Source organism: Cyanobacterium stanieri LEGE 03274 (assembly GCF_015207825.1).
In the GTDB taxonomy this organism is placed as follows: Bacteria; Cyanobacteriota; Cyanobacteriia; order Cyanobacteriales; family Cyanobacteriaceae; genus Cyanobacterium; species Cyanobacterium stanieri_B.
In genome coordinates this window covers 138364-158833 of the sequence record NZ_JADEWC010000004.1, presented here as the reverse complement: position 1 = coordinate 158833, position 20470 = coordinate 138364, and the positions used below count along the sequence as shown (strand labels likewise).

Genomic DNA, 20470 nt, shown 5'->3' with positions numbered 1-20470 from the left:
GAGTAGGGGGATAAAGGTGATTAAAGTTTATGATAAAAAAACAGTAAAATATAGTCATTGTCAATTGCCCCTTGTCAATTGTCCATTAACCCCATGGCTCCATTGTTGTACTAACTCCTATAATCATTTATGTATCCTCAATCTTCATCTACTCTCACTTTAGCAGAGCCTCAGACAGAATATGGTTCAAAAAATTATCAGTGGGTGGAAGTATTGGTAGATTGCCCCTATGCAGAAGGGTTATACACCTATGGCATCGGTGATGATTTGAATGTAAAAGCAGGGGATATTTTAAGTGTGCCTTTCGGAAATTCGGTGGTAGGTGCGATCGCCCTTAGGCTATTATTAAAACCCCCAGAAGGATTAGAAATTGAGCAAATTAAAAAAGTAGAAGATGTGATCACATCGGGCTTTTTTCCTCCTCGTTATTGGGAATTATTAACTAGGGTTTCGGAATATTATTTAACAGATTTAATTTATGTCATTAAATGTGCTTTACCACCAAAATTATTGGGTAAATCACAAAAAAGAGTCAGACTTTTATTTGATAATATTCCCCCTGGGGCAGAAAACTTTTGTCCTCGCACAGCATGGCGAGTTTTAGAACTATTACAAAATAGTAAAAATGGTGATTATACCTTTAGTTATATTAATCAAAAGGTAAAGGGAGCAAGGAGGGGTATTAACGATTTAGTCAAAAGAAATTGGGTGCAAACCTATTTACAACCCCCTGCCAAAGCTAAACCAAAATATCAAAAAGTAGTCACTTTTATTAGTGATAATTCCTCCGTTACCATAACTCAAAAACAAAGGGATGTTTTAGCTACTTTAAAAATAAATGGCGGAGAGTTATCGCAACAAGATTTGATGCAAAAATGTGAATTAAATAGTAATTCAGTTATTAATAGTTTAGCCAAAAAAGGTTGTGTGGTAATCCAAGAAAGGGAAAGTTTACGACTATTACAAAACTCGAATCCTGAAAAAGATTTACCGAAAGTATTGACACAAGAGCAACAATGCGCATTAGAAAAAATTAATGGTTTACAAGGATATAACGTAGCCCTATTGCACGGGGTGACAGGATCAGGGAAAACCGAAGTATATCTAAGGGCGATCGCCCCTATCCTCGAACAAAAAAAATCAGCCCTTGTGCTAGTACCCGAAATAGGCTTAACCCCCCAACTCACCGACAGATTTCGAGCCAGATTTGGACAACAAGTTTGCGTTTACCATAGTGCCTTGAGTGACGGAGAAAGGTACGACACATGGCGACAAATGCTCACAGGAGAACCCCAAGTCGTTATCGGCACCCGTAGCGCCGTCTTTGCACCCCTACCAAATTTGGGCATGATTATCCTAGACGAAGAACATGACACCAGCTTTAAACAAAGTCAACCCGTTCCCCCCTACCATGCCAAAACCGTCGCCCAGTGGCGTTCAGAATTGGTAAATTGCCCGTTGATTTTAGGTTCGGCTACCCCCTCCCTCGAATCATGGCAACTCACCACAGGAGGGCAAAAAAACCCAGAATTAGAGCAAAAAAAACACTATCTATCCTTACCAAACCGAGTCTATAACCGCCCCTTACCCCCCGTAGAAATTGTCGATATGCGCCATGAGTTGCGCAAAGGCAACCGTAGCATTTTTAGCCATGCCCTTGGTAACGCCTTGGGTAACCTAAAGGAAGAAGGAAAACAAGCCATCCTCTTTATTTCCCGTCGGGGACATAGTACATTTGTATCTTGTCGCAGTTGTGGTTATGTGATGGAATGCCCCCATTGTGATGTTTCCTTGTCCTACCATTATCCCAAGGAAGGGGCTACCCAACTATTACGCTGTCACTATTGCAACCATACTCAAATCCATCCCAAGCATTGCCCCGAATGTGGTTCGCCCTATCTCAAGTTTTTTGGCACGGGTACTCAAAGGGTATTACTAGAATTACAAAAAGCCTTTCCTGAATTAAAAGTATTACGGTTTGATAGTGATACCACCAGCACCAAAAACGCCCATCGCCGAATTTTAGAAGATTTTGAAGCAGGTAAGGCGGATGTGTTAATCGGTACACAAATGTTAACCAAGGGCATTGATTTAGCTCAAGTAACCCTTGTGGGGGTGGTATCTGCGGATGGTTTATTATTTCATTCCGATTATCGAGCTAGTGAGAGGGCTTTTCAAACCTTAACCCAAGTGGCAGGAAGGGCAGGAAGGGGCAATGATCCAGGGCAAGTGATAATACAAACTTACTCCCCCGAACATCCCGTTATCGGGGCGGTGCAAACTCACAATTATTCTGCATTTATCGCCACGGAATTGGAGCAACGGGAAATGCTCGATTATCCTCCCTATGGTAGTTTAATTTTGCTCAAGTGTACAGGGGCGGATGGAAACAAGGTAAGGGAAGCCATAGAGGCGATCGCCGATGTTTGTGAACAAATATTGCCCGATGATGTGGAAATTTTGGGGCCTGCCCCGGCCAATGTGATGAGGGTAGCTAGGCGTTACCGTTGGCAAATTTTACTCAAATCCCTTGAACCTTTTTCTGATGAGTTAAAACAGCAATTATTAACCCTAAAACAATATTGTCCTAGTACGGTTTCCTTTAATATTGATGTAGATCCTATTAGAATTGAATAGGTAGGTATTAGGTGTTTGGGGGTATAAGATGCCACGTCCCTAAGGGTATTAGGTTAAAATTATTAGAATGTAACAGTTATAGTTATTTAAGTGGGTTTTGAGACAGTTTCACCAGCTAAAACCCTTGTTTTATAAGTCTTTTATAATTTGGTCATTTTCATTTGGAGTAACTATATGGTTAATTCTATCGAGTCCATTGATCAAACATTAATAAGTTTAGATGAATTTCTCAAACTGCCTGAAACTAAGCCTTATAGTGAATATATTAATGGAAAAATAGAACAAAAATCCATGCTCCAAGGACAACATAGCGTCTTACAAGGCAGTTTAGCCACTGCAATTAATCAAAAAGTTTTAGAAAACAAAATCGCCTATGCCTTTCCTGAATTAAGATGTACCTTTGGGGGGCGATCGTTAGTACCAGATATATCAGTTTTCACATGGCAACGTATTCCTAAAAATGAAAAAGGGAAAATTGCCAATCGTTTTTTAACTTATCCAGATTGGGTAATTGAAATTTTGTCCCCCGAACAATCTGCCAATAAAGTTATGCGAAAAATTATGTTTTGTCTGGGGGAGGGAACAAAACTCGGTTGGTTAATTGATACAGAGGATGAATCAGTAATGATTCTTAAGCCGAATCAATTTCCAGAAATTAAAGTAGAAAAGGAAATTTTACCTGTTTTAGATGATATTAAAAACTTAGATTTATCCGTAGAAAAAATGTTCAGTTGGTTATCTTTTTAGGTCTAACTAACTGTTAAAGAATCCCCATTATTTCTGAGAGATAAACTTAATAAAAAAGGAACAGCTTTTTTCACCCAATCATCAATAGAATCATATAATTTTGCCTCTTCACCAAAACAAGTATTTAACATTTCGGTATTAATAACCCCAGGATTTAGGGCAACGGTGGCAAGGTTGCCCGGTAACTCTTGGGCAAGGGCTTTAGTTAATCCTTCAATAGCCCATTTAGAAGCACAATAGGGAGCAACTTCGGGGGAGGTGGAACGTCCCCAACCTGAGCTAAGATTAACAATGATACCTTCTTTTTTGTCCATCATCAGGGGTACTATTCCCCGAATTATGTTGGCTGTGCCTTTGATATTAATGTCAATTAGTTGATCAAAATCTTCGGTAGGTATTTCCCATAGGGGCGCTGGTTGATTAATAATGGCAGCGTTGTTGATGACTAAGTCGGGAATTTGAGGTAAGGATTTAAGCCATTTTTTTACTTCTTGATAACTGGCTACATTGAGGGAAGAAAAATAGTGTTCTGGATATTTATGTTGTAATTCTTTGATGGTATTGTAGGAACGAGCGCACCCTATAACAGTATGACCTAAAGGGATAAATTTTTCTGTTAATGCTTTTCCTAATCCTTTACTTACTCCTGTGATTAATATTGTTTTAGCCATGATAATTATTCAGAGTTGAGTATATTTAAAAGTTCCTTCTTATTTCTTATGTTAGGATAAATTTTTTGTTCTGGTAAGATTAAAACTGTAATACCATTACCACAATGACCAAAACAATATTTAGTTATCACTTTTGTGTTATTTTCCTTTTCTTTTTGAATAGCTTCTAAAAGGTAATTACTTCCATATTTTTTACAAGATCTACCGTTACATATAACTATTAAATGGGGTTTTTTATCCATAAACATATTTAGACCTTTCTATGATATTAAATTATCATCCATAATTAAGTAGGGTCTGCTGAATGAATTATAAACTAGACATATCAAGTATTTGAACACATTATAACCATCAAAAAATACAGAAAAATAATGTTTTTTTTGCAAAAACACAGTTAAAACACAGAAACCATTGCCTATTCCCCGCCCTCACGACTCCACTTTTTCAACAAACTCTAAGTAATGCCATAAAACAATTATTCATTATCAATTATCAACTCTCAACTATCCATTGTAGGAACTTTTCGGGTAAGATTGACTATTGATAGTTTTAAAATCAACTAATTATGGATTTTTCTAGTCAAGTCGCTAGTCAATTAAATGCGATCGCAATTCTACCAGAAGGAATTGTTGTGATAACATTATTATTAGTATTAATAGGAGATTTAATTTTTGGACGTAAATCCGCTTCATGGCTTCCCTATGTTGCTATTGGTGGTTTACTTGCGTCTGTGGTAGCCCTCATTCTGGGATGGGATAACCCTAATCCCCAATCCTTTTTAGGCTCGTTTGTGGGTGATAACCTCAGTATTGTATTCCGCATCATTGTGGCACTTTCTGCGGCGATTACCATCACCATGAGCATTACTTATATTGAAAATACAGGCACTGCCCTATCAGAGTTTATCTGTATTTTACTTACCGCTACCTTGGGTGGGATGTTTTTGTGTGGTGCATCAGAATTGGTGATGATTTTTGTATCCCTAGAAATGCTCAGTATTTCTTCATACCTGATGACAGGATACATGAAAAGAGATCCTCGTTCCAATGAAGCAGCCTTAAAATATCTTTTGATTGGGGCGGCTAGTTCTGCTATTTTTCTTTATGGTCTATCCTTGTTATATGGACTTTCTGGCGGTTTAACGGATATAAATGCGATCGCCTCTACCATCCAAGTAGGCACTGGGTTAGAATCCCTAGGATTAGCCATTGCCCTTGTGTTTGTCATTGCAGGTATCGCCTTCAAAATCTCCGCTGTACCCTTCCACCAGTGGACTCCAGACGTTTACGAAGGTTCACCCACCCCCGTAGTTGCCTTCCTTTCCGTGGGTTCAAAAGCCGCAGGATTTGCCATCGCCATTCGTTTACTGGCCACCGCTTTCAACCCCATGGGCGAACAATGGCAATTCATTTTTACCGCCCTTGCCATCCTTAGTATGGTACTCGGAAACGTGGTTGCTTTGGCTCAAACTAGCATGAAAAGAATGTTAGCCTATTCCTCCATCGGTCAAGCAGGGTTTGTAATGATTGGTTTAGTAGCCGACTCCCAGGCAGGATATTCTAGTATGATATTCTATCTCTTTATCTACCTATTCATGAACCTTGGGGCATTTACCTGTGTAATTCTCTTTGCCCTCAGAACAGGTACTGATAAAATTAGTGATTATGCAGGATTATATCAAAAAGATCCCCTCCTCACCCTTGGTTTAAGCCTCTGCCTACTCTCCCTCGGCGGTATTCCCCCCTTGGCTGGATTTTTTGGTAAAATTTACATTTTCTGGGCAGGATGGCAAAGTGGGCTTTATGGCTTAGTTTTAACGGCGCTCGTCACCAGTGTAATTTCTATTTACTACTATATCCGAGTGGTAAAAATGATGGTAGTAAAAGAACCTCAAGAAATGTCCGAAGTGGTCAAAAGATACCCCCCAGTGCGCTGGAATCTTCCCGGTATGCGTGCCATGCAAGTATCCCTAGTATTATTGGTGGTTGCAACTTCTTTGATTGGTATTCTCTCTAATCCTGTGGTTACTGTGGCTAATAATTCTGTGATTAGTAGTTCTGTATTAGAAAGTGCGATCGCACCTAATCAAGTCATAAACGATATTGCCATCAACAAATAAGCTAAGAGAATTTTTTTCTTGTCAAAGTTTCTATTAATTCTATTAATAAGTGGGGTTGATTTAGCCGTCAGCCTCACTTTTTTTATTACCATTGCCCATTGCCTATTCCCCATTGCCTCACTTGATTTTTGAGGGACTAATCTATGCTAAAATAGCATTAATTTCGTGACTCAAAATATATATGACCTCCATCCAAGAACGCATTGTACCAACCAATCTAACCAGTGAAATGTCAAACTCTTACCTAGAGTACGCCATGAGCGTTATTGTAGGTAGGGCTTTGCCCGATGCAAGAGATGGTTTAAAACCAGTTCACCGTCGTATTCTCTACGCCATGTATGAACTAGGACTAACCCCCGAAAGACCTTTTCGTAAGTGTGCAAGGGTTGTGGGGGAAGTCTTGGGTAAATACCATCCCCACGGTGATTCTGCGGTATATGATGCCCTTGTGAGGATGGCTCAAGATTTTTCCATGCGAAATCCTTTGATTAATGGTCATGGTAACTTTGGCAGTGTGGATAATGATCCCCCCGCTGCCATGCGTTACACAGAGTGCCGTTTACAGTCTTTGGCTACCAACGGACTTTTAAGAGATATTGAAGCCGAAACCGTTGATTTTATTGATAACTTTGATGGCTCTCAACAAGAACCTGTGGTGTTACCTGCTAGGGTACCTCAACTATTGTTAAATGGTACAACGGGCATTGCAGTAGGGATGGCAACCAATATCCCTCCCCACAACCTCGGAGAATTGATTGATGGTACTATCGCCATGATTCACAATCCCGAAATTACTGACATTGAATTAATGCAGTATATCCCCGGTCCTGATTTTCCCACAGGGGCACAAATTTTAGGCAGACAAGGGATAAAAGAAGCCTACACCACGGGCAGAGGTTCTGTAACCATGCGAGGGGTAGCTGGTATTGAAACTATTTCCCAACGGGGGAGACAGGATAGGGAAGCTATTATCGTTACGGAGTTGCCTTATCAAACTAACAAAGCCTCTTTAATTGAAAAAATTGCTGATTTAGTTAACGATAAAAAAATTGATGGTATCTCTGACATTAGGGATGAGAGCGATCGCAACGGAATGCGCATTGTTATAGAATTAAAAAGAGATGCTTATGCAAGGGTAGTATTAAACAACCTCTACAAACAAACCACCATCCAAAGCAACTTCGGTTGTAATATGTTGGCATTGGTAGGTAACGAACCCCAACTACTCACCCTCAGAAAATTCCTCCAAGTCTTCCTCGATTTTCGGGTAGAAGCCATCACCCGCCGTACCCAATACCGTCTCCGTAAGGCAGAAGAAAGGGATCATATTTTACAGGGGTTATTAATTGCGCTCGGTAACTTAGATGCCGTCATTCGTCTCATCCGCAGTGCCGCCGATACCGCTTCGGCTAAACAACAATTAGTCGATGATTTATCCCTCTCCGAGTTTCAGGCAGACGCTATCTTACAAATGCAACTAAGAAGACTTACTGCCCTAGAAGCCGAGAAAATAGAAGCTGAACACCAAGACTTATTAACCCAAATCACCGATTTACGGGATATTCTCGAGCGTAGAGAAAGAATCGATGCCATCATCGAAGAAGAATTAACTGAAATCAAAACTATCCATGCCACCCCCCGCCGTACGGAAATCATCCAAGGGGATGGAGATTTAGTGGATATTGATTTAATTGCCAATGAGCAAGTAGCCATTATTTTAACCGAGCAAGGTTACTTAAAGAAAATGCTGGTTAGTACCTTTGAGGCTCAAAACCGAGCGACAAGGGGTAAAGCAGGGGCAAAAATGAAGGAAAATGACGAGGTACAACACTTTTTGACGGGGTGTGAACATGATACCATCCTTTTCTTTAGCGATCGCGGCGTGGTATATGCCCTCAGTGCCTATCAAATCCCCTCAAGTTCTCGTAATGCAAGGGGGATGCCCATCATTCAGATGTTGCCCATCTCCTCGGAGGAAAAAATCACCTCAATTTTAGCAGTAAGTGAGTTTACAGATCATGAATACTTGGTCATGTTAACCCAAAATGGCTTTATCAAAAAAACCGCCCTGTCTGCCTTTGCTAATATTCGCAGTAACGGCCTTATTGCCATTTCCCTCGCTGAAGGGGATGAGTTGCGCTGGGTGCGTCTAGCCACCGCAGAAGATAGCATCTTAATTGGCTCTCGTCGGGGTATGGCTATCCATTTCCACGCTGATAATGATCAATTACGCCCCCTCAGTCGTACGGCAAAAGGGGTAAAATCCATGAAGCTACGGAAAGGCGATCAATTAATTAGTATGGATATTATTCCTTCTCAGGTGGTGGCTACCATTGGGGAAGCGGATGATAATGAGCCTGATAATGACACCGATGAGGAATTAACCAATGATACTGCTAAAGATGCTCCTTGGGCCTTGGCGGTTACCACTAGCGGTTATGGTAAAAGAGTTCCTGTTTCTCAGTTTAGGCTACAAAGAAGGGCTGGTTTGGGTTTGAGGGCTATTCGTTTCCGTAAATCCACCGAAGAATTAGCGGCTTTGCATATCGTTAACCCTGATGATGAGTTTATGATTATTACCACAAGGGGTATTATTATTCGTTGTGATGTTAATGCGGTTTCCCTCCAATCCCGTAATGCTAGTGGGGTAAGGGTGCAGAAATTAGACGGGGACGATGCGATCGCGGCTGTAGCCCTCGTACCTCCTGCTAGTGAGGAAACCACGGAGGAAATGGCCTCGGCAATGGATGATGAGTAATTTGGATTATAGTGATTGTATTTTTTTTAATAAACCTATAGATTTTTATAACCTGAAATATACCTCTTTTGTCAATTTTTCTTAGTAGCATAAGTTTTCGGACACTGACAAAAGATGGATATATTCTATAAACTATTTGGTATTAATTTCTGAGAGTAAAATTAAATCAGATAACAAAATAAAAACACCTTCTCATTTATAGTCACTTCAATTAAGATTGAGACATGTTACTTGTTTTAAAGCCTTGCAAAATAAGTATTGTGTCATTCTATAGCTCTTCATTACAATTTTGATTAATTATAACTACCAGTGATTTCAATCAATTGGACCATAATACCTAACTTTCTGGTGTCATTATTAAAACCTACAGCCTCAGGAGATATTGGTGTTAAAATCTTTAGGGTTAAATCCAAACAATTACTCTGCTGAATTAGTGCTACCGGAATAGTTAGCGTTTTTGAAGAATTAATACTTTTACTGAAAGAGTATGTCCATTGAGTTAGTGGTTTGCCAGCAATCAATATATCAATAATTTGTTGGGGATGTCGTTCATGGAGAAAAGGAACAGCAGTAATTTTTACTTGTATGTTTGAGTGTTTTTGAGAAATTATCGAATCTAAAGGAATAGAAAGGTTTGCTTCTGTACCGTCTGTCCAAGTTCCAATAGTTTCTGGCAATGACCAATCTCCTGATAAATAATCTCTTGATTTTAAGTCATCGGAAGTTAATCTTATTTTTAAATCTTGTTTTTTGATGAACTTAAATATTTGACGACTTGGATGATTTTGTGAATATCGATTCTTTTTACCGCCCAAAGAATCACAATCAAAATCATAGGAATAAGCTAAATTATAAATAGCAGATTCGTTAGGAAAGAGATAGTTACTGATTCCTACATTGTCCAAATATTTTTTGTCTTGAATGGCTATGGTGGGATAAATATCACTAGCATATTCAAACAATGGTAAATTACTTTGTAGTTGAGACATTTGAGTTTCTATATATAAAACTCCATCATCTTCCAAAAGATTTTTGAGTTTTTTTATAGAAGTAAAAACGTCTTCTAAATGATACAGTACACCAAAGAAAAAAATGACATCATAACGTTTATTGAAGTCATAATTACGAAAATCGGCAGTTATAATTTCTATATCAACATTCCAAATTTTACTTATGTATTTTAAATTTTTTGGCCAAGTTTCCCAATTCTTATCAACAGAGGTAACTTCCGAAGCACCTGCCATAGATGCGGCAATGGAAAAAAAGCCATCATTAGCACCAATATCTAAAACCTTTTTTCCCTTTAAACCACCGCTATTATCGATTTGCAGTGCGTTCCACATTTGAAATTGTAATTCCTGATCTTCGTGGCAACTTCTAATGCGATCTCCATTTGGTAAAGGAATACTATGCCACCAAATTCTTGAGTTATTGGGAGAGTTAATAAATTGTTGAATTTTATTCTCAAAAAAGGAATTCATTTTTTGTTGATTAAATTAATAAAATGGTTGAATCTATTCATTATTATATAACTAGCTCACAAAAATATGTGAGAGTTTTAGCATAATATTTATTGGAACTGCAAGACTTTGTTTCATTAGATTCTGTCAGTCGTTTTTTCTAAGTTTAATTCATAAAAATAAAGGGCAACGGGCTTGTTAAAAGCGATAAAATAATCGGGATCTTGGGGAGATAAATAAACGGCGGTATATTGCTTGGCTTTGATATGATTAGCATCGATCAAATTATATTTTGTTGTGGTTTCGACAAAGTTAACGTAGATATTCCCGGGGCGACGAAAAAATTGTCTGGTAATTTCGCTGGTAATAAATTCTTTTTGGTTAATGGTTTCTTGTTTTCTTCCTACTACGGTGGAAATTAGTTCATTTTCTTCACTAAATTTGGTTATTTGTTCGGTGGAATTTTTCTGATTTATTATTACTTGTTTGACGTTATTTTCTCCTAAGTAAGCCTGTGCGATCGCCCTTGCATTAAAACTACGATCCGCAATAATTGCTTCACTTGTATTAATTTTTGTGGGTAAAAATACATCAGAATTATTATTAATAATAGTGGAAATAAACTTCACAGGAAAAGTAATTTTTTTATCTATATAGTCACTATTTTGTGAAAAACCTGGGGTCTCAAATTCTGGAGCGAAGGGGGCTATCTGTTCTTTTAAAATATTAGTTACTAGCCAATCTCCTTCAAACCAAAGGGGATAAATTAATTCTTGTTCTGGAGATGGTAATGATATTTGATTATTCCAATTAGGATAATTATCAATTCTGTTTTCTAGGTTTTCTGCTAAGGCAGGATAAGTATTAATTAATAAACTTGTGAGTATTAAACAACAAAAAAGTAACAATTTAGCTATAATATTGAACATTATGTAGATAGATAATATAAGATGTTTTATAATTTTAACTTAGAATAATTGACTTGAATTTACTAAACTTTAGTTAATATTTTTAACTAATTATAAATACTATTTTATGACGAAAATTATCTTATGATTTATTTTGAGTACGAAATATTGTAAAATTAATCATATCTTAGTCATAATTATATTTATGAGTAAAATATTAGTTGTTGAAAATGAGCAAAAATTAATTAAGTTTTTGCAAGAAGGATTAAAATATCAAGGTTACGAAGTGATTGTAGCCGAAGATGGGGTAATTGGTTTAACCATGGCTAGGGAATCTCGGCCAGATTTGATTATCATTGATGGTATTTTACCAGGTTTATCGGGGTTAGAAGTATCCCGTCGTTTAAGATTAAGCGGTGAAAGAGTGCCCATAATTCTGTTAAGCGCCCAGGATGAAATTAATGATAGGGTGGCAGGATTGGATGCGGGGGTTGATGATTATTTGGTTAAGCCTTTTAGTATTGAAGATTTATTGATTAGGTTAAAGGCTTGTTTACGCCGTAGTAATGAAGATGACCCAGATTTATTACGGTTTCTTGATCTTAGCTTAAATCGTCGCACTCGAGAAATAAAAAGGGGCGATCGCACCATAGAACTAACCGCAACGGAGTATGATTTACTAGAGTATCTTATCTCCAATTCTAGGGAAGTGTTAACCCGTGAACAAATATTACAAAGGGTTTGGGGTTATAACTTTGGGGGAGACTCCAACATCATCGAAGTTTATGTACGCTACTTACGTTTAAAGTTAGAAGCTAACAAAGAAAAAAGATTAATCCAAACCGTTAGGGGAGTGGGTTACGTTTTAAAAGAATAAGCCACAATTGACAATAAATCATTGAACGTTAACAATAAAACAATAAGAGATAATTAAAAATTACTCCCATTAAAGACACTCCCAAAACTGTTAAATATGAATAAACAACCTAAAATAATTGTATTAGACGATGACCCCACAGGTTCTCAAACCGTCCATAGTTGCTTATTATTAATGCAGTGGGATGTAGATACCCTCCGAGATGGCTTACGGGATGAATCCCCCATTTTCTTTATCCTCACCAACACTAGGGCATTAAATCCCCAAGAAGCTCAACGCACTACCCAAGAAGTATGTCGTAATCTCAAAAGTGCGATCGCCCTTGAAAACATCGAAGAATACGTCATCGTCAGTCGCTCAGACTCTACCCTAAGGGGGCATTATCCCATCGAAACCGATACCATTGCCCAAGAATTAGGAGATTTTGACGCTCATTTTCTCATCCCAGCCTTTTTTGAAGGGGGCAGAATTACCCGCCATAGCACCCATTATCTCATCATCGATGGAGTAGAAACCCCCGTCCATGAAACAGAATTCGCCCAAGACTCAGTATTTGGTTATAGTTACAGCTATTTACCCGACTACGTCAACGAAAAAACTAAGGGAAAAATAAAACCAGAAGAAGTGCAATGCTTCCTATTAGAAGACATTAGAAAAGGCACTCAAGAAAGACTCAGAAAACTAAATCATAATCAGTGTTGTGCCGTTGATGCCGAAAAACAAAGCGACTTAGATAAATTCGCCCAAGACTTACTCACCGTTGCCAGAGAAGGGAAAAAATTTCTTTTCCGTAGTGCCGCTAGTATCTTAACCTCCCTTGCAGGGGTAGGCAAACAGCCCATCGAAGCTGAAAATATGGGTAAATATAAACCCACCGATAACACTGGAGTTATTTTAGTCGGTTCTCACGTAAAAAAAACCACCCAACAACTAAATCAATTATTACAACAACCCGAAATCATAGGTATCGAAATAGACGTAGTATTACTGCGAGATAATCCCAACTCTCGACAGGAAATCATTACCCAAGCCCTAGAAAAAGTCAACCAAGCCCTATCAAACAGTAAAACTCCTGCCATTTATACCAGCAGAGAAGAATTAACCTTTGCCGACATCGCCACCCGTTTAGAATTTGGGAAACAAGTATCTAGCCTCTTAATGGAAATTGTCAAAGGATTACCCCAAGACATCGGCTTTTTAATCAGTAAAGGGGGAATTACTTCCAATGATGTTTTAAGTGATGGTTTAAGCCTCAAAGAAGCCCGACTACTCGGGCAAATATTACCAGGATGCTCAGTAATTACTACCCCCCCTAATCATAGTTTATTTCCTAATCTGCCTGTGGTTTTATTCCCCGGTAACGTGGGAGATAAGGATGGTTTAGTTACAGCTTATAAGCGTTTGAATGGTTAAATTCCTCACAAGCCCCGATGCTTACCCAACTGGTGGCACCGTCTTGGAAATGTTCTTTTTTCCAGATAGGGGCGTTGTGTTTGAGGGTATCTATGGCATAGCGACAGGCTTCAAAGGCTTCTGCACGGTGGGGGCAACCTACGGCTACTAATACACTGATTTCACCGATGCTTAATTTACCGATACGATGATGAATGATGATTGTTTTTGTGTCTTTCCATTGGCTGTAAATGCGATCGCAAATTGACCGAAAAATATTAATTGCCATGGGTTCATAGGCTTGATACTCTAAATATGTAACCGGCTTACCTTCGGTTTGATTACGCACAGTGCCACTCATAACAACCACTGCCCCATTATCGGGGCATTCTGCCAATTGATAAACCTCGGAAATAGATAAAGGTGCGAAACTTATTTTCAGGGATTCTGAATGGTGGGCTATTGTTTGGGATAATTGTGCCATAGATGATTGATATTAATTAACCTGAGTTTAAGATTTGTCAGTATGGTTAGGTTACAGGGGATGGGGAGTGGAGGGGATGGGGAGTAAGGGTAAAATAGTTCAATTATTCATTGTCAATTATTCACGCCTTTACAAGACTATAAATTTTATCCCGAACTCAGATTAATTAAAAATTAATTTTTTCTAATACTTTTTTAGTGGAAACCACATGATTATTTAATCCTAATTTTTGAGCAGGAATTCCCAAAGCTAAACCAATTAATTGGGGTAAGTGTAAAATCGGAATATCTAATTTTTGCCCAACTACCCTCGCCACTTCTGGTTGTCGAGAGTCTAGGTTTAGATGACACAACGGGCAAGGGGTAACAATACAATCAGCGCCCTTAGCCATGGCATCAAGAAGGTTATTCCCCGCCATCATAAAAGATTGTTTAGTGGCATAACTAGAAAGGGGCCAACCACAACATTTTATCCTACCATCATAATATACAGGGGTAGCACCTAATACTTTAAAAACATCTTCCATGGATTGAGGATTAAAGGGATTATCGAAAGGGAGGTTTTTTTGTACCCTCAAAAGATAACAACCATAAAAAGAAGCACATCTCAAACCTTTTAAGGATTTAGTAACTTTTTTTTGGAGGGCATCTAAACCATAATCACTAATTAAAGCCCAAAGGATGTGTTTTACCTCTGTGCTACCTTGATAGGGGGAACAATTTTCTTTACTTAAAAAGCCATTGATTTCCTGTAGATAAGCGGGATTATTTTTTTTAGCGTCTTTAAGTCTTTCATCCACATGACCAATGACCCCTTGACAGGTGCTACAGTGGGTAAGTAAGGGTAAATTGAGAGACTCTGCTAGGGCAATATTACGGGCATTAACCGAATCTTCTAATAGGTTCGAGTCTTCTTTAAAAGTACCTGAGCCACAGCAGGAGGCTTTTTTTAGTTCGATTAGTTCAATTTCTAGGGTTTTGCTAATGGCTTTGGTTGATGTATCTAATTCTCGACAAGCCCCCTGGGCAACACAACCGGGAAAGTAGGCATAGCGAAGCATGATGATTTTTGATGATGGTGAGTTGTTCTATGCTCTATTTTGACTTATTTATTTCGCTTTTTTGAGGGGCTTTGCAATATTTCTTAATCTAACATTTAGTTTGAGTATGAGGGATGCGGAGTTGGGGTGATAATAGTTTAATTATTTATTGTCAATTTTCCATTGTTTAAACGGTGGGGCAACTGCAAAGATACAATCTATTTATAACGAATTATCCGAACTAGATATAAAATCAGCAACGCCCCAAATATTATTGAGCCTTAAATAATAAACTTCCTTTTTGTTGTTGTATGGGAAGGGTATCAATGATGTTGGTTTGGGCGCAATATTTTAAATCATCCACCAAGTTGAGTCTTAATAATCTTTGTCCGTGACTAGCGAAGGTAAATAATTTTACTAAATCTTTTTGCCATTGTTGGTAAAGGGCGATCGCACTTATAACCTCATCATTACCAATCATCTCAATATTATAGTCCTCAATAAGCCTAGAGGCGATCGCCCCAGCACAAACAGTATCCTCAAGGGAATAACCCCCCTCCCAACCAGAGCCCACCAACCAGACATTTTCAGGGTTTTTACCAGCTAAAAAATCCACCACAGCACCCAAATTAATCATCGCCCCAGTAACCACCACATTAGCATCTTGCACCCTCTGTAACGCCCTAGTGCCATTGGTTGTGCTAATAAATAATTGCTTATCCTTAACCACCTGAGGAGTACAATCTAGGGGAGAATTACCCATATCACAAGACTCTACCTTTTTTCCGCCCCTTTCCCCTAATCTCAATCTTTTATCCGACGACAAAGACTCACTTTCTGTCAACAATAAATTAATATCACTAAAAGCCCTTACCGACTCAGCCCCTGCACTTAAAGCCGTAGCAATAGTCGTAGTCGCCCGAAGTACGTCAATAACCACCGCACAATCAGGAATTTGACCTTCAGGGGTTGACTCAGGGGTATGATAAACAGAAATTTTCACAATAATTATTTTACCTATACTTTCACAACCTGCAATTATATATCACCAAGGCAATTTCCACGAACAAAAAAACCACCCATCAGGGGCAATAAATACCCCTATCAATGTGCCTAAATATTGCGCATCCTAGCACTATTACGAGAGCGAGGAGAAGGGGGAGTTTGTAAAGGTTGATTACCCATATTTTGTGCCTCCCTTTGTTTCGCCTTAGCCGCACTACGACGCAACGCCTGTAAACGCTCCTCATATTTCTTGCGTTGATTACGTTTAGGAGTTTGCTCAATTAATGTTTTAAGGGCGCTGCCCAAACTCTGATAAGCATTCTTTAAAGAATAACCAAAGCGAGTGGCCAACAAAATCGCCTTTTCATCAGCTTCAATGGCATCCTTGAGATTTTTCTCACCATTATTTTTTTGCCAAAGACGATAACCCGAAATACCACACAACGACAAAGCTAACAATAACAATAAACCATCCTGCACCCACAATTCACCCACAGCGCCCCCTAAACCAATGGCAAGGGCTGCCATTTCCCATCCTTCTTTGGGAATAGTATCATTTTGAATTCTTGCTACCTCATGCCAAAACATTAAATTTCGTTGATCAATAGCTAAGTTTTCCCACTTTGCTAAATCAATTTGGATTTCTACCTCATCCTTGCCCAATTCTTCACTACGGATTAAGGGAGGATTAACTTCAGTGGAAGATTCTACCATTACCCAGCTTTGTAATTCAGGAGGTAAGAGGGTTTTTAATCTTCTTAATTCATTCATTTCTGCTCTGGCGGAGGAAGTTGTGTAAGAAGTCATATAATTATTTTACTTAACTATTCACTATATTGTGATCTTGTTGATCTTATTCTATGGTAGTCTGATTTTAATTTGAGTTGCTAGATTTTAACATGGAACGTGGTTTATTTTGGTTACCTTTATTAATCCTTTTCTTTTGGTTGGCTTGGAGTGGTAAAAATGAATACCAGAAATTGGAAAATTATAAAGTTTGGGCAGAAAATTTTGATAAATCTAAATACGATATTTATGCGGTTTTAGGTAAAAAAGGTAACTTGATTACTTGGGGTAAACCAACGGCTAAGGGAATAATTAACACCATTACATTTTCTTTAGATGATATTGTTCAAATCAATCTAGTGGATAAAAATCAGGTTGCTTTGGACTCGAATTTATCAGAGAAACAAGAGGCAAATATACAGTTTATTACTCAGGAAAATCAGTCTATTATAGTTCCTTTTACTCAGGGTACTATGGCTCAGGAATGGTGTAAATATTTGCAAAAATTTAAAAATAATATTCCCTAACCTAGATTCTTTTTTCAAGGCTTATGTCATATATCAAAAGATGTATTGATAATCTCCAATTTCTTTCTAAAAGTAGATTTGTTGATGGTTACTCAGAATAAAACAAAGTAATTCGTTATGTTGACAGGTTAAAATTATTGTAAATTAATATTATGACTGTTTAAAAAAACTTGTGAGTATGTGACTCAGAGAGAAAAACAAATTATTTTGAGGTTTCCTATGGATTTTTTTAAGGAAATCTTTTCGGTAAACAGATATTTATAAAAGTACACTATTTAGGGATCGAGGAGTTTTGTAAATTGGATACACAAAAAGAAAGAATTTTAGTTGTTGATGATGAAGCTAGTATTAGACGAATTCTGGAAACTCGTTTATCAATGATTGGTTATGATGTGGTAACCGCCGCGGATGGGGAAGATGCGATCGCAACTTTCCACGAAACCCAACCCGATTTGGTAGTATTAGACGTAATGATGCCTAAATTAGACGGTTATGGAGTATGTCAAGAGCTACGTAAAGAATCAGACATCCCCATCATCATGTTAACAGCTCTAGGAGACGTTGCCGACCGTATCACAGGTCTTGAATTAGGCGCTGATGATTATGTTGTCAAACCCTTTTCACCTAAGGAATTAGAAGCTAGAATTCGCTCTGTATTGAGAAGGGTAGATAAGGATGGCGTAGCTGGTATTCCTAGCTCTGGGGTTATTTCTGTCAATTCTATTCGCATTGATACCAACAAAAGACAGGTTTATAAAGGAGATCAACGAATTCGCCTCACAGGCATGGAATTTAGTCTATTAGAATTACTGGTGAGCAAATCTGGAGAACCTTTTTCCCGCTCCGAAATTCTCCAAGAAGTATGGGGTTATACCCCCGAACGTCATGTGGATACTAGGGTTGTTGATGTCCATGTTTCCCGTTTACGGGCTAAATTAGAGGAAGATCCTAGTAATCCTGAACTAATTTTAACCGCCAGAGGTACAGGATATTTATTTCAACGTATCCTAGAGCCAGGGGAAAAACGGGCTTCGGCTGGTAGTTAATATTTACTTTTTAATAATAATTATTGTTCTAAGGTATTAAAAAATTGATAAAGTAAATATTTGATTATTTTAGACTATTTAATGATATTAAGAATTATTATTAACTCTTTATAATGGGGGGTATAGACCCCTTAAAACTACCATAATAAGAAGTTTTGTCAATGTACATACCAAAAAATTGTACTAAACCCGTAAATAAAAATATACCTTAGTTCAATTTATTGAACGATAAACTGTTAGCCTCGTAATTCATTGCAAGGGAAGTGATTCTGACTAAATTAATAATCTAAAATTAAGATTCTTAAGAATAAAAAAATAATGCCAGAAAAAAATAAGTCTTCAGAAAATAGCCTTCTAAAAAATTTACCCTTAATCGCTGGTATTTTAGGGGGAACTTTACTGATGATAAATCGTTTAGTTACTCCTACATTATTAGACTCTCAAGCTCGTTCTGATGCCTTAGGAATCATTTTATGTGCCATGCTATTATTAACCAGTATTTTGGCTAGACAAATCAACCCCGAACCTCCTCAAAGTGTTGTTTTAGAAGGACAAGAAGGCTTTGAATTAAGGGAAGATTTATCAGAAAATCTTAAGACAGAATTAGCTTGGGCAAGTCATTTAATTTTGAGTAATACGGTTACTAAATCAGTTATTATTTATTATCAAGATAAAACCCTATTAAGACGGGGTATTTTAGGAACTCAAAAAGATGTAAAAGTGGGTCAAATTGTCGAAAGAGTCATTAAAACTCATAAGCCTATTTATCTTGTAGATTTAAAACATTACCCAGGTAAAATAGAGTTTAATTATTTTCCTGAAAATGTTCAAGGTTTAATTTGTTTACCTTTGAATGATTGTGGTGTGATGATGGTAGCGACTAATATTCCTCGTAGTTACACCAAACAGAATGAAAATTGGATTAATGGTATTAGTGCTAAAGTTGCTCTGACTCTGGAAAAAGAGTTTAAATTATAGTTTCATTTTTCTGGGGAATGATTACTTTTTAATGGATAGAAAATAGATGGAAAAAGTTAAGATTGTGGTAGCACAACCATAGTATTAATAGGCTGTGCATTCCTTTTCAGGATTACGCTTGAGCGTCAAGATTAATAAAACTTTCTAGGGCTTCTATCATACTAGGAGGCCATCTTCTGACTTCCCGCAACCAATCCAAATCCTTGTAACGGCTATCCATACCCACAGTGGCAACCCAGTTGCTTTCTGCTTCCCCTTGTTTACCATTTTCCCAGAGGGCGGCGGTGAGGGCGGCACGCATATCGGGAAACATTGGATATTTACGAACGATGTTGCGCATTTTTCTGAGGGCATCTTCTTTTCTGCCTAATTCGTAAAGGGCGAGGGATTCGTTAGCCCCTGCAAAGGCAAAGTTAGGAGCGATTTCTGTGGCTTTGTGGTACAATTCTACGGCGGTTTCCCAGTTTTTAAGTCCTGCGTTAGCATTACCAAGGTTATTGTATGCCATGGCATCGTTAGGATCTAATTCTAATACTTTATTGTAATCTGCGATCGCCCTTTGATATTCCCCTAAACCTTCGTAGGCAGTACCACGATTAAGATAAGGATCGGGGGCATCGGGTGCTAAGATAATAGATTGGTTGTAATCTGCGATCGCCTCTTGTAACTTATTCTGACTCACAAGGGAATTACCACGATTACTCCACACCGCAGGATTGGTAGGAAAAGCCTCAATTAACTGCGTCCAGTATTCTTGAGCCTTGACAAAATCACCTTTTTGGGTGGCTTCTATGGCTTTTTGAGCAATGGCTTCTCCCTGTGCTAATTGCTCTTCGGTGATAGTAATTTGCTCTTGGGCAAAGGCAGGAGAAGGAGAAATCCAAGCCAAACACAAGATTAAAATAGCGACAATAATTGATTTAAACATATAACATTGAAATTGCGAATTTAATAACTACTATATCCGAAATTAGGGAACGGGAATGGGTAATGGTGATAATATTTTTATACCTCAATCTTGAGTGTAACTAAATTA

18 protein-coding genes are annotated in these 20470 nt (G+C 38.1%); 9 read left to right on the top strand and 9 right to left on the bottom strand.

The annotated features are described in order from the left end of the window. Positions 1 to 129 precede the first annotated feature (129 nt). Both priA and IQ215_RS03320 read left to right on the top strand, forming a co-directional pair. The gene (gene priA / locus IQ215_RS03325) at positions 130 to 2637 is read left to right on the top strand and encodes a primosomal protein N' (RefSeq protein WP_193799901.1); all 2508 of its coding nucleotides are present in this window, start codon (positions 130 to 132) and stop codon (positions 2635 to 2637) included. A gap of 174 nt (positions 2638 to 2811) precedes the next feature. Further along, a complete protein-coding gene (locus tag IQ215_RS03320) occupies positions 2812 to 3384 on the top strand; it encodes a Uma2 family endonuclease (protein ID WP_193799900.1) in 573 nt (190 codons plus the stop codon). A gap of 2 nt (positions 3385 to 3386) precedes the next feature. Here IQ215_RS03320 and IQ215_RS03315 read toward each other — a convergent pair whose 3' ends face one another. Both IQ215_RS03315 and IQ215_RS03310 read right to left on the bottom strand, forming a co-directional pair. Further along, entirely contained in the window at positions 3387 to 4055 is a 669-nt protein-coding gene (locus tag IQ215_RS03315) for an SDR family oxidoreductase (RefSeq protein ID WP_193799899.1), read from the bottom strand. A 5-nt stretch (positions 4056 to 4060) separates the two neighbouring features. Continuing rightward, entirely contained in the window at positions 4061 to 4297 is a 237-nt protein-coding gene (locus IQ215_RS03310; RefSeq protein ID WP_193799898.1) for a (2Fe-2S) ferredoxin domain-containing protein, read from the bottom strand. A 323-nt stretch (positions 4298 to 4620) separates the two neighbouring features. On the opposite strand from IQ215_RS03310, the gene IQ215_RS03305 reads away from it, so the two are divergent. Next, positions 4621 to 6174, top strand: coding sequence for an NAD(P)H-quinone oxidoreductase subunit N (locus IQ215_RS03305; protein WP_193799897.1), 1554 nt, complete (start codon positions 4621 to 4623; stop codon positions 6172 to 6174). A 181-nt stretch (positions 6175 to 6355) separates the two neighbouring features. Beyond that, positions 6356 to 8932 carry a DNA topoisomerase (ATP-hydrolyzing) subunit A gene (gene gyrA / locus IQ215_RS03300; protein WP_193799896.1) on the top strand — a complete coding sequence of 859 codons (2577 nt, stop codon included), beginning with the start codon at positions 6356 to 6358 and terminating at the stop codon, positions 8930 to 8932. Between the two features lie 293 nt (positions 8933 to 9225). On the opposite strand, the gene IQ215_RS03295 is transcribed toward gyrA, so the two are convergent. Both IQ215_RS03295 and IQ215_RS03290 read right to left on the bottom strand, forming a co-directional pair. Beyond that, positions 9226 to 10413 (bottom strand): class I SAM-dependent methyltransferase, encoded by a 1188-nt coding sequence (locus IQ215_RS03295; RefSeq protein WP_193799895.1) that lies wholly within the window; start codon positions 10411 to 10413, stop codon positions 9226 to 9228. 116 nt (positions 10414 to 10529) lie between these two features. Then, positions 10530 to 11321: a DUF6816 family protein gene (locus IQ215_RS03290; RefSeq protein WP_193799894.1), complete on the bottom strand. Its 792-nt coding sequence runs from the start codon at positions 11319 to 11321 to the stop codon at positions 10530 to 10532. A 184-nt stretch (positions 11322 to 11505) separates the two neighbouring features. On the opposite strand from IQ215_RS03290, the gene IQ215_RS03285 reads away from it, so the two are divergent. Together IQ215_RS03285 and IQ215_RS03280 are read left to right on the top strand one after the other, a co-directional pair. Beyond that, entirely contained in the window at positions 11506 to 12177 is a 672-nt protein-coding gene (locus IQ215_RS03285) for a response regulator transcription factor (protein ID WP_193799893.1), read from the top strand. 96 nt (positions 12178 to 12273) lie between these two features. Then, complete coding sequence (locus tag IQ215_RS03280) at positions 12274 to 13590, top strand: four-carbon acid sugar kinase family protein (protein WP_193799892.1); 1317 nt, start codon at positions 12274 to 12276, stop codon at positions 13588 to 13590. On the opposite strand, the gene IQ215_RS03275 is transcribed toward IQ215_RS03280, so the two are convergent. From IQ215_RS03275 to IQ215_RS03260, 4 genes are all read right to left on the bottom strand, one after another. After that, positions 13562 to 14053 (bottom strand): molybdenum cofactor biosynthesis protein MoaE, encoded by a 492-nt coding sequence (locus IQ215_RS03275; RefSeq protein WP_193799891.1) that lies wholly within the window; start codon positions 14051 to 14053, stop codon positions 13562 to 13564. The genes IQ215_RS03280 and IQ215_RS03275 overlap by 29 nt on opposite strands. A gap of 166 nt (positions 14054 to 14219) precedes the next feature. Next, a complete protein-coding gene (locus tag IQ215_RS03270; protein WP_193799890.1) occupies positions 14220 to 15113 on the bottom strand; it encodes a CoB--CoM heterodisulfide reductase iron-sulfur subunit B family protein in 894 nt (297 codons plus the stop codon). A gap of 250 nt (positions 15114 to 15363) precedes the next feature. Further along, complete coding sequence (locus tag IQ215_RS03265) at positions 15364 to 16095, bottom strand: 2-phosphosulfolactate phosphatase family protein (protein WP_193799889.1); 732 nt, start codon at positions 16093 to 16095, stop codon at positions 15364 to 15366. Positions 16096 to 16205: 110 nt separating this feature from the next. Then, positions 16206 to 16904, bottom strand: a complete 699-nt coding sequence (locus IQ215_RS03260; RefSeq protein ID WP_193799888.1) for a DUF3318 domain-containing protein — start codon at positions 16902 to 16904, stop codon at positions 16206 to 16208. Positions 16905 to 16996: 92 nt separating this feature from the next. On the opposite strand from IQ215_RS03260, the gene IQ215_RS03255 reads away from it, so the two are divergent. From IQ215_RS03255 to IQ215_RS03245, 3 genes are all read left to right on the top strand, one after another. Continuing rightward, positions 16997 to 17410, top strand: coding sequence for a hypothetical protein (locus IQ215_RS03255; RefSeq protein ID WP_193799887.1), 414 nt, complete (start codon positions 16997 to 16999; stop codon positions 17408 to 17410). A 299-nt stretch (positions 17411 to 17709) separates the two neighbouring features. Beyond that, complete coding sequence (gene rpaB / locus IQ215_RS03250; protein WP_193799886.1) at positions 17710 to 18456, top strand: response regulator transcription factor RpaB; 747 nt, start codon at positions 17710 to 17712, stop codon at positions 18454 to 18456. A 318-nt stretch (positions 18457 to 18774) separates the two neighbouring features. Next, entirely contained in the window at positions 18775 to 19434 is a 660-nt protein-coding gene (locus tag IQ215_RS03245) for a cofactor assembly of complex C subunit B (RefSeq protein ID WP_193799885.1), read from the top strand. A gap of 112 nt (positions 19435 to 19546) precedes the next feature. Here IQ215_RS03245 and IQ215_RS03240 read toward each other — a convergent pair whose 3' ends face one another. Beyond that, on the bottom strand, positions 19547 to 20362 hold the full coding sequence (locus IQ215_RS03240; protein ID WP_193799884.1) for a tetratricopeptide repeat protein: 816 nt from the start codon (positions 20360 to 20362) through the stop codon (positions 19547 to 19549). Positions 20363 to 20470 lie beyond the last annotated feature (108 nt).

Excerpts from the sequence above, each read along its gene's own strand:
- priA (WP_193799901.1), top strand. The coding sequence starts at position 130 with ATGTATCCTCAATCTTCATCTACTCTCACTTTAGCAGAGCCTCAGACA.
- IQ215_RS03320 (WP_193799900.1), top strand. The coding sequence starts at position 2,812 with ATGGTTAATTCTATCGAGTCCATTGATCAAACATTAATAAGTTTAGAT.
- IQ215_RS03315 (WP_193799899.1), bottom strand. The coding sequence starts at position 4,055 with ATGGCTAAAACAATATTAATCACAGGAGTAAGTAAAGGATTAGGAAAA.
- IQ215_RS03310 (WP_193799898.1), bottom strand. The coding sequence starts at position 4,297 with ATGGATAAAAAACCCCATTTAATAGTTATATGTAACGGTAGATCTTGT.
- IQ215_RS03305 (WP_193799897.1), top strand. The coding sequence starts at position 4,621 with ATGGATTTTTCTAGTCAAGTCGCTAGTCAATTAAATGCGATCGCAATT.
- gyrA (WP_193799896.1), top strand. The coding sequence starts at position 6,356 with ATGACCTCCATCCAAGAACGCATTGTACCAACCAATCTAACCAGTGAA.
- IQ215_RS03295 (WP_193799895.1), bottom strand. The coding sequence starts at position 10,413 with ATGAATTCCTTTTTTGAGAATAAAATTCAACAATTTATTAACTCTCCC.
- IQ215_RS03290 (WP_193799894.1), bottom strand. The coding sequence starts at position 11,321 with ATGTTCAATATTATAGCTAAATTGTTACTTTTTTGTTGTTTAATACTC.
- IQ215_RS03285 (WP_193799893.1), top strand. The coding sequence starts at position 11,506 with ATGAGTAAAATATTAGTTGTTGAAAATGAGCAAAAATTAATTAAGTTT.
- IQ215_RS03280 (WP_193799892.1), top strand. The coding sequence starts at position 12,274 with ATGAATAAACAACCTAAAATAATTGTATTAGACGATGACCCCACAGGT.
- IQ215_RS03275 (WP_193799891.1), bottom strand. The coding sequence starts at position 14,053 with ATGGCACAATTATCCCAAACAATAGCCCACCATTCAGAATCCCTGAAA.
- IQ215_RS03270 (WP_193799890.1), bottom strand. The coding sequence starts at position 15,113 with ATGCTTCGCTATGCCTACTTTCCCGGTTGTGTTGCCCAGGGGGCTTGT.
- IQ215_RS03260 (WP_193799888.1), bottom strand. The coding sequence starts at position 16,904 with ATGACTTCTTACACAACTTCCTCCGCCAGAGCAGAAATGAATGAATTA.
- IQ215_RS03255 (WP_193799887.1), top strand. The coding sequence starts at position 16,997 with ATGGAACGTGGTTTATTTTGGTTACCTTTATTAATCCTTTTCTTTTGG.
- IQ215_RS03245 (WP_193799885.1), top strand. The coding sequence starts at position 18,775 with ATGCCAGAAAAAAATAAGTCTTCAGAAAATAGCCTTCTAAAAAATTTA.
- IQ215_RS03240 (WP_193799884.1), bottom strand. The coding sequence starts at position 20,362 with ATGTTTAAATCAATTATTGTCGCTATTTTAATCTTGTGTTTGGCTTGG.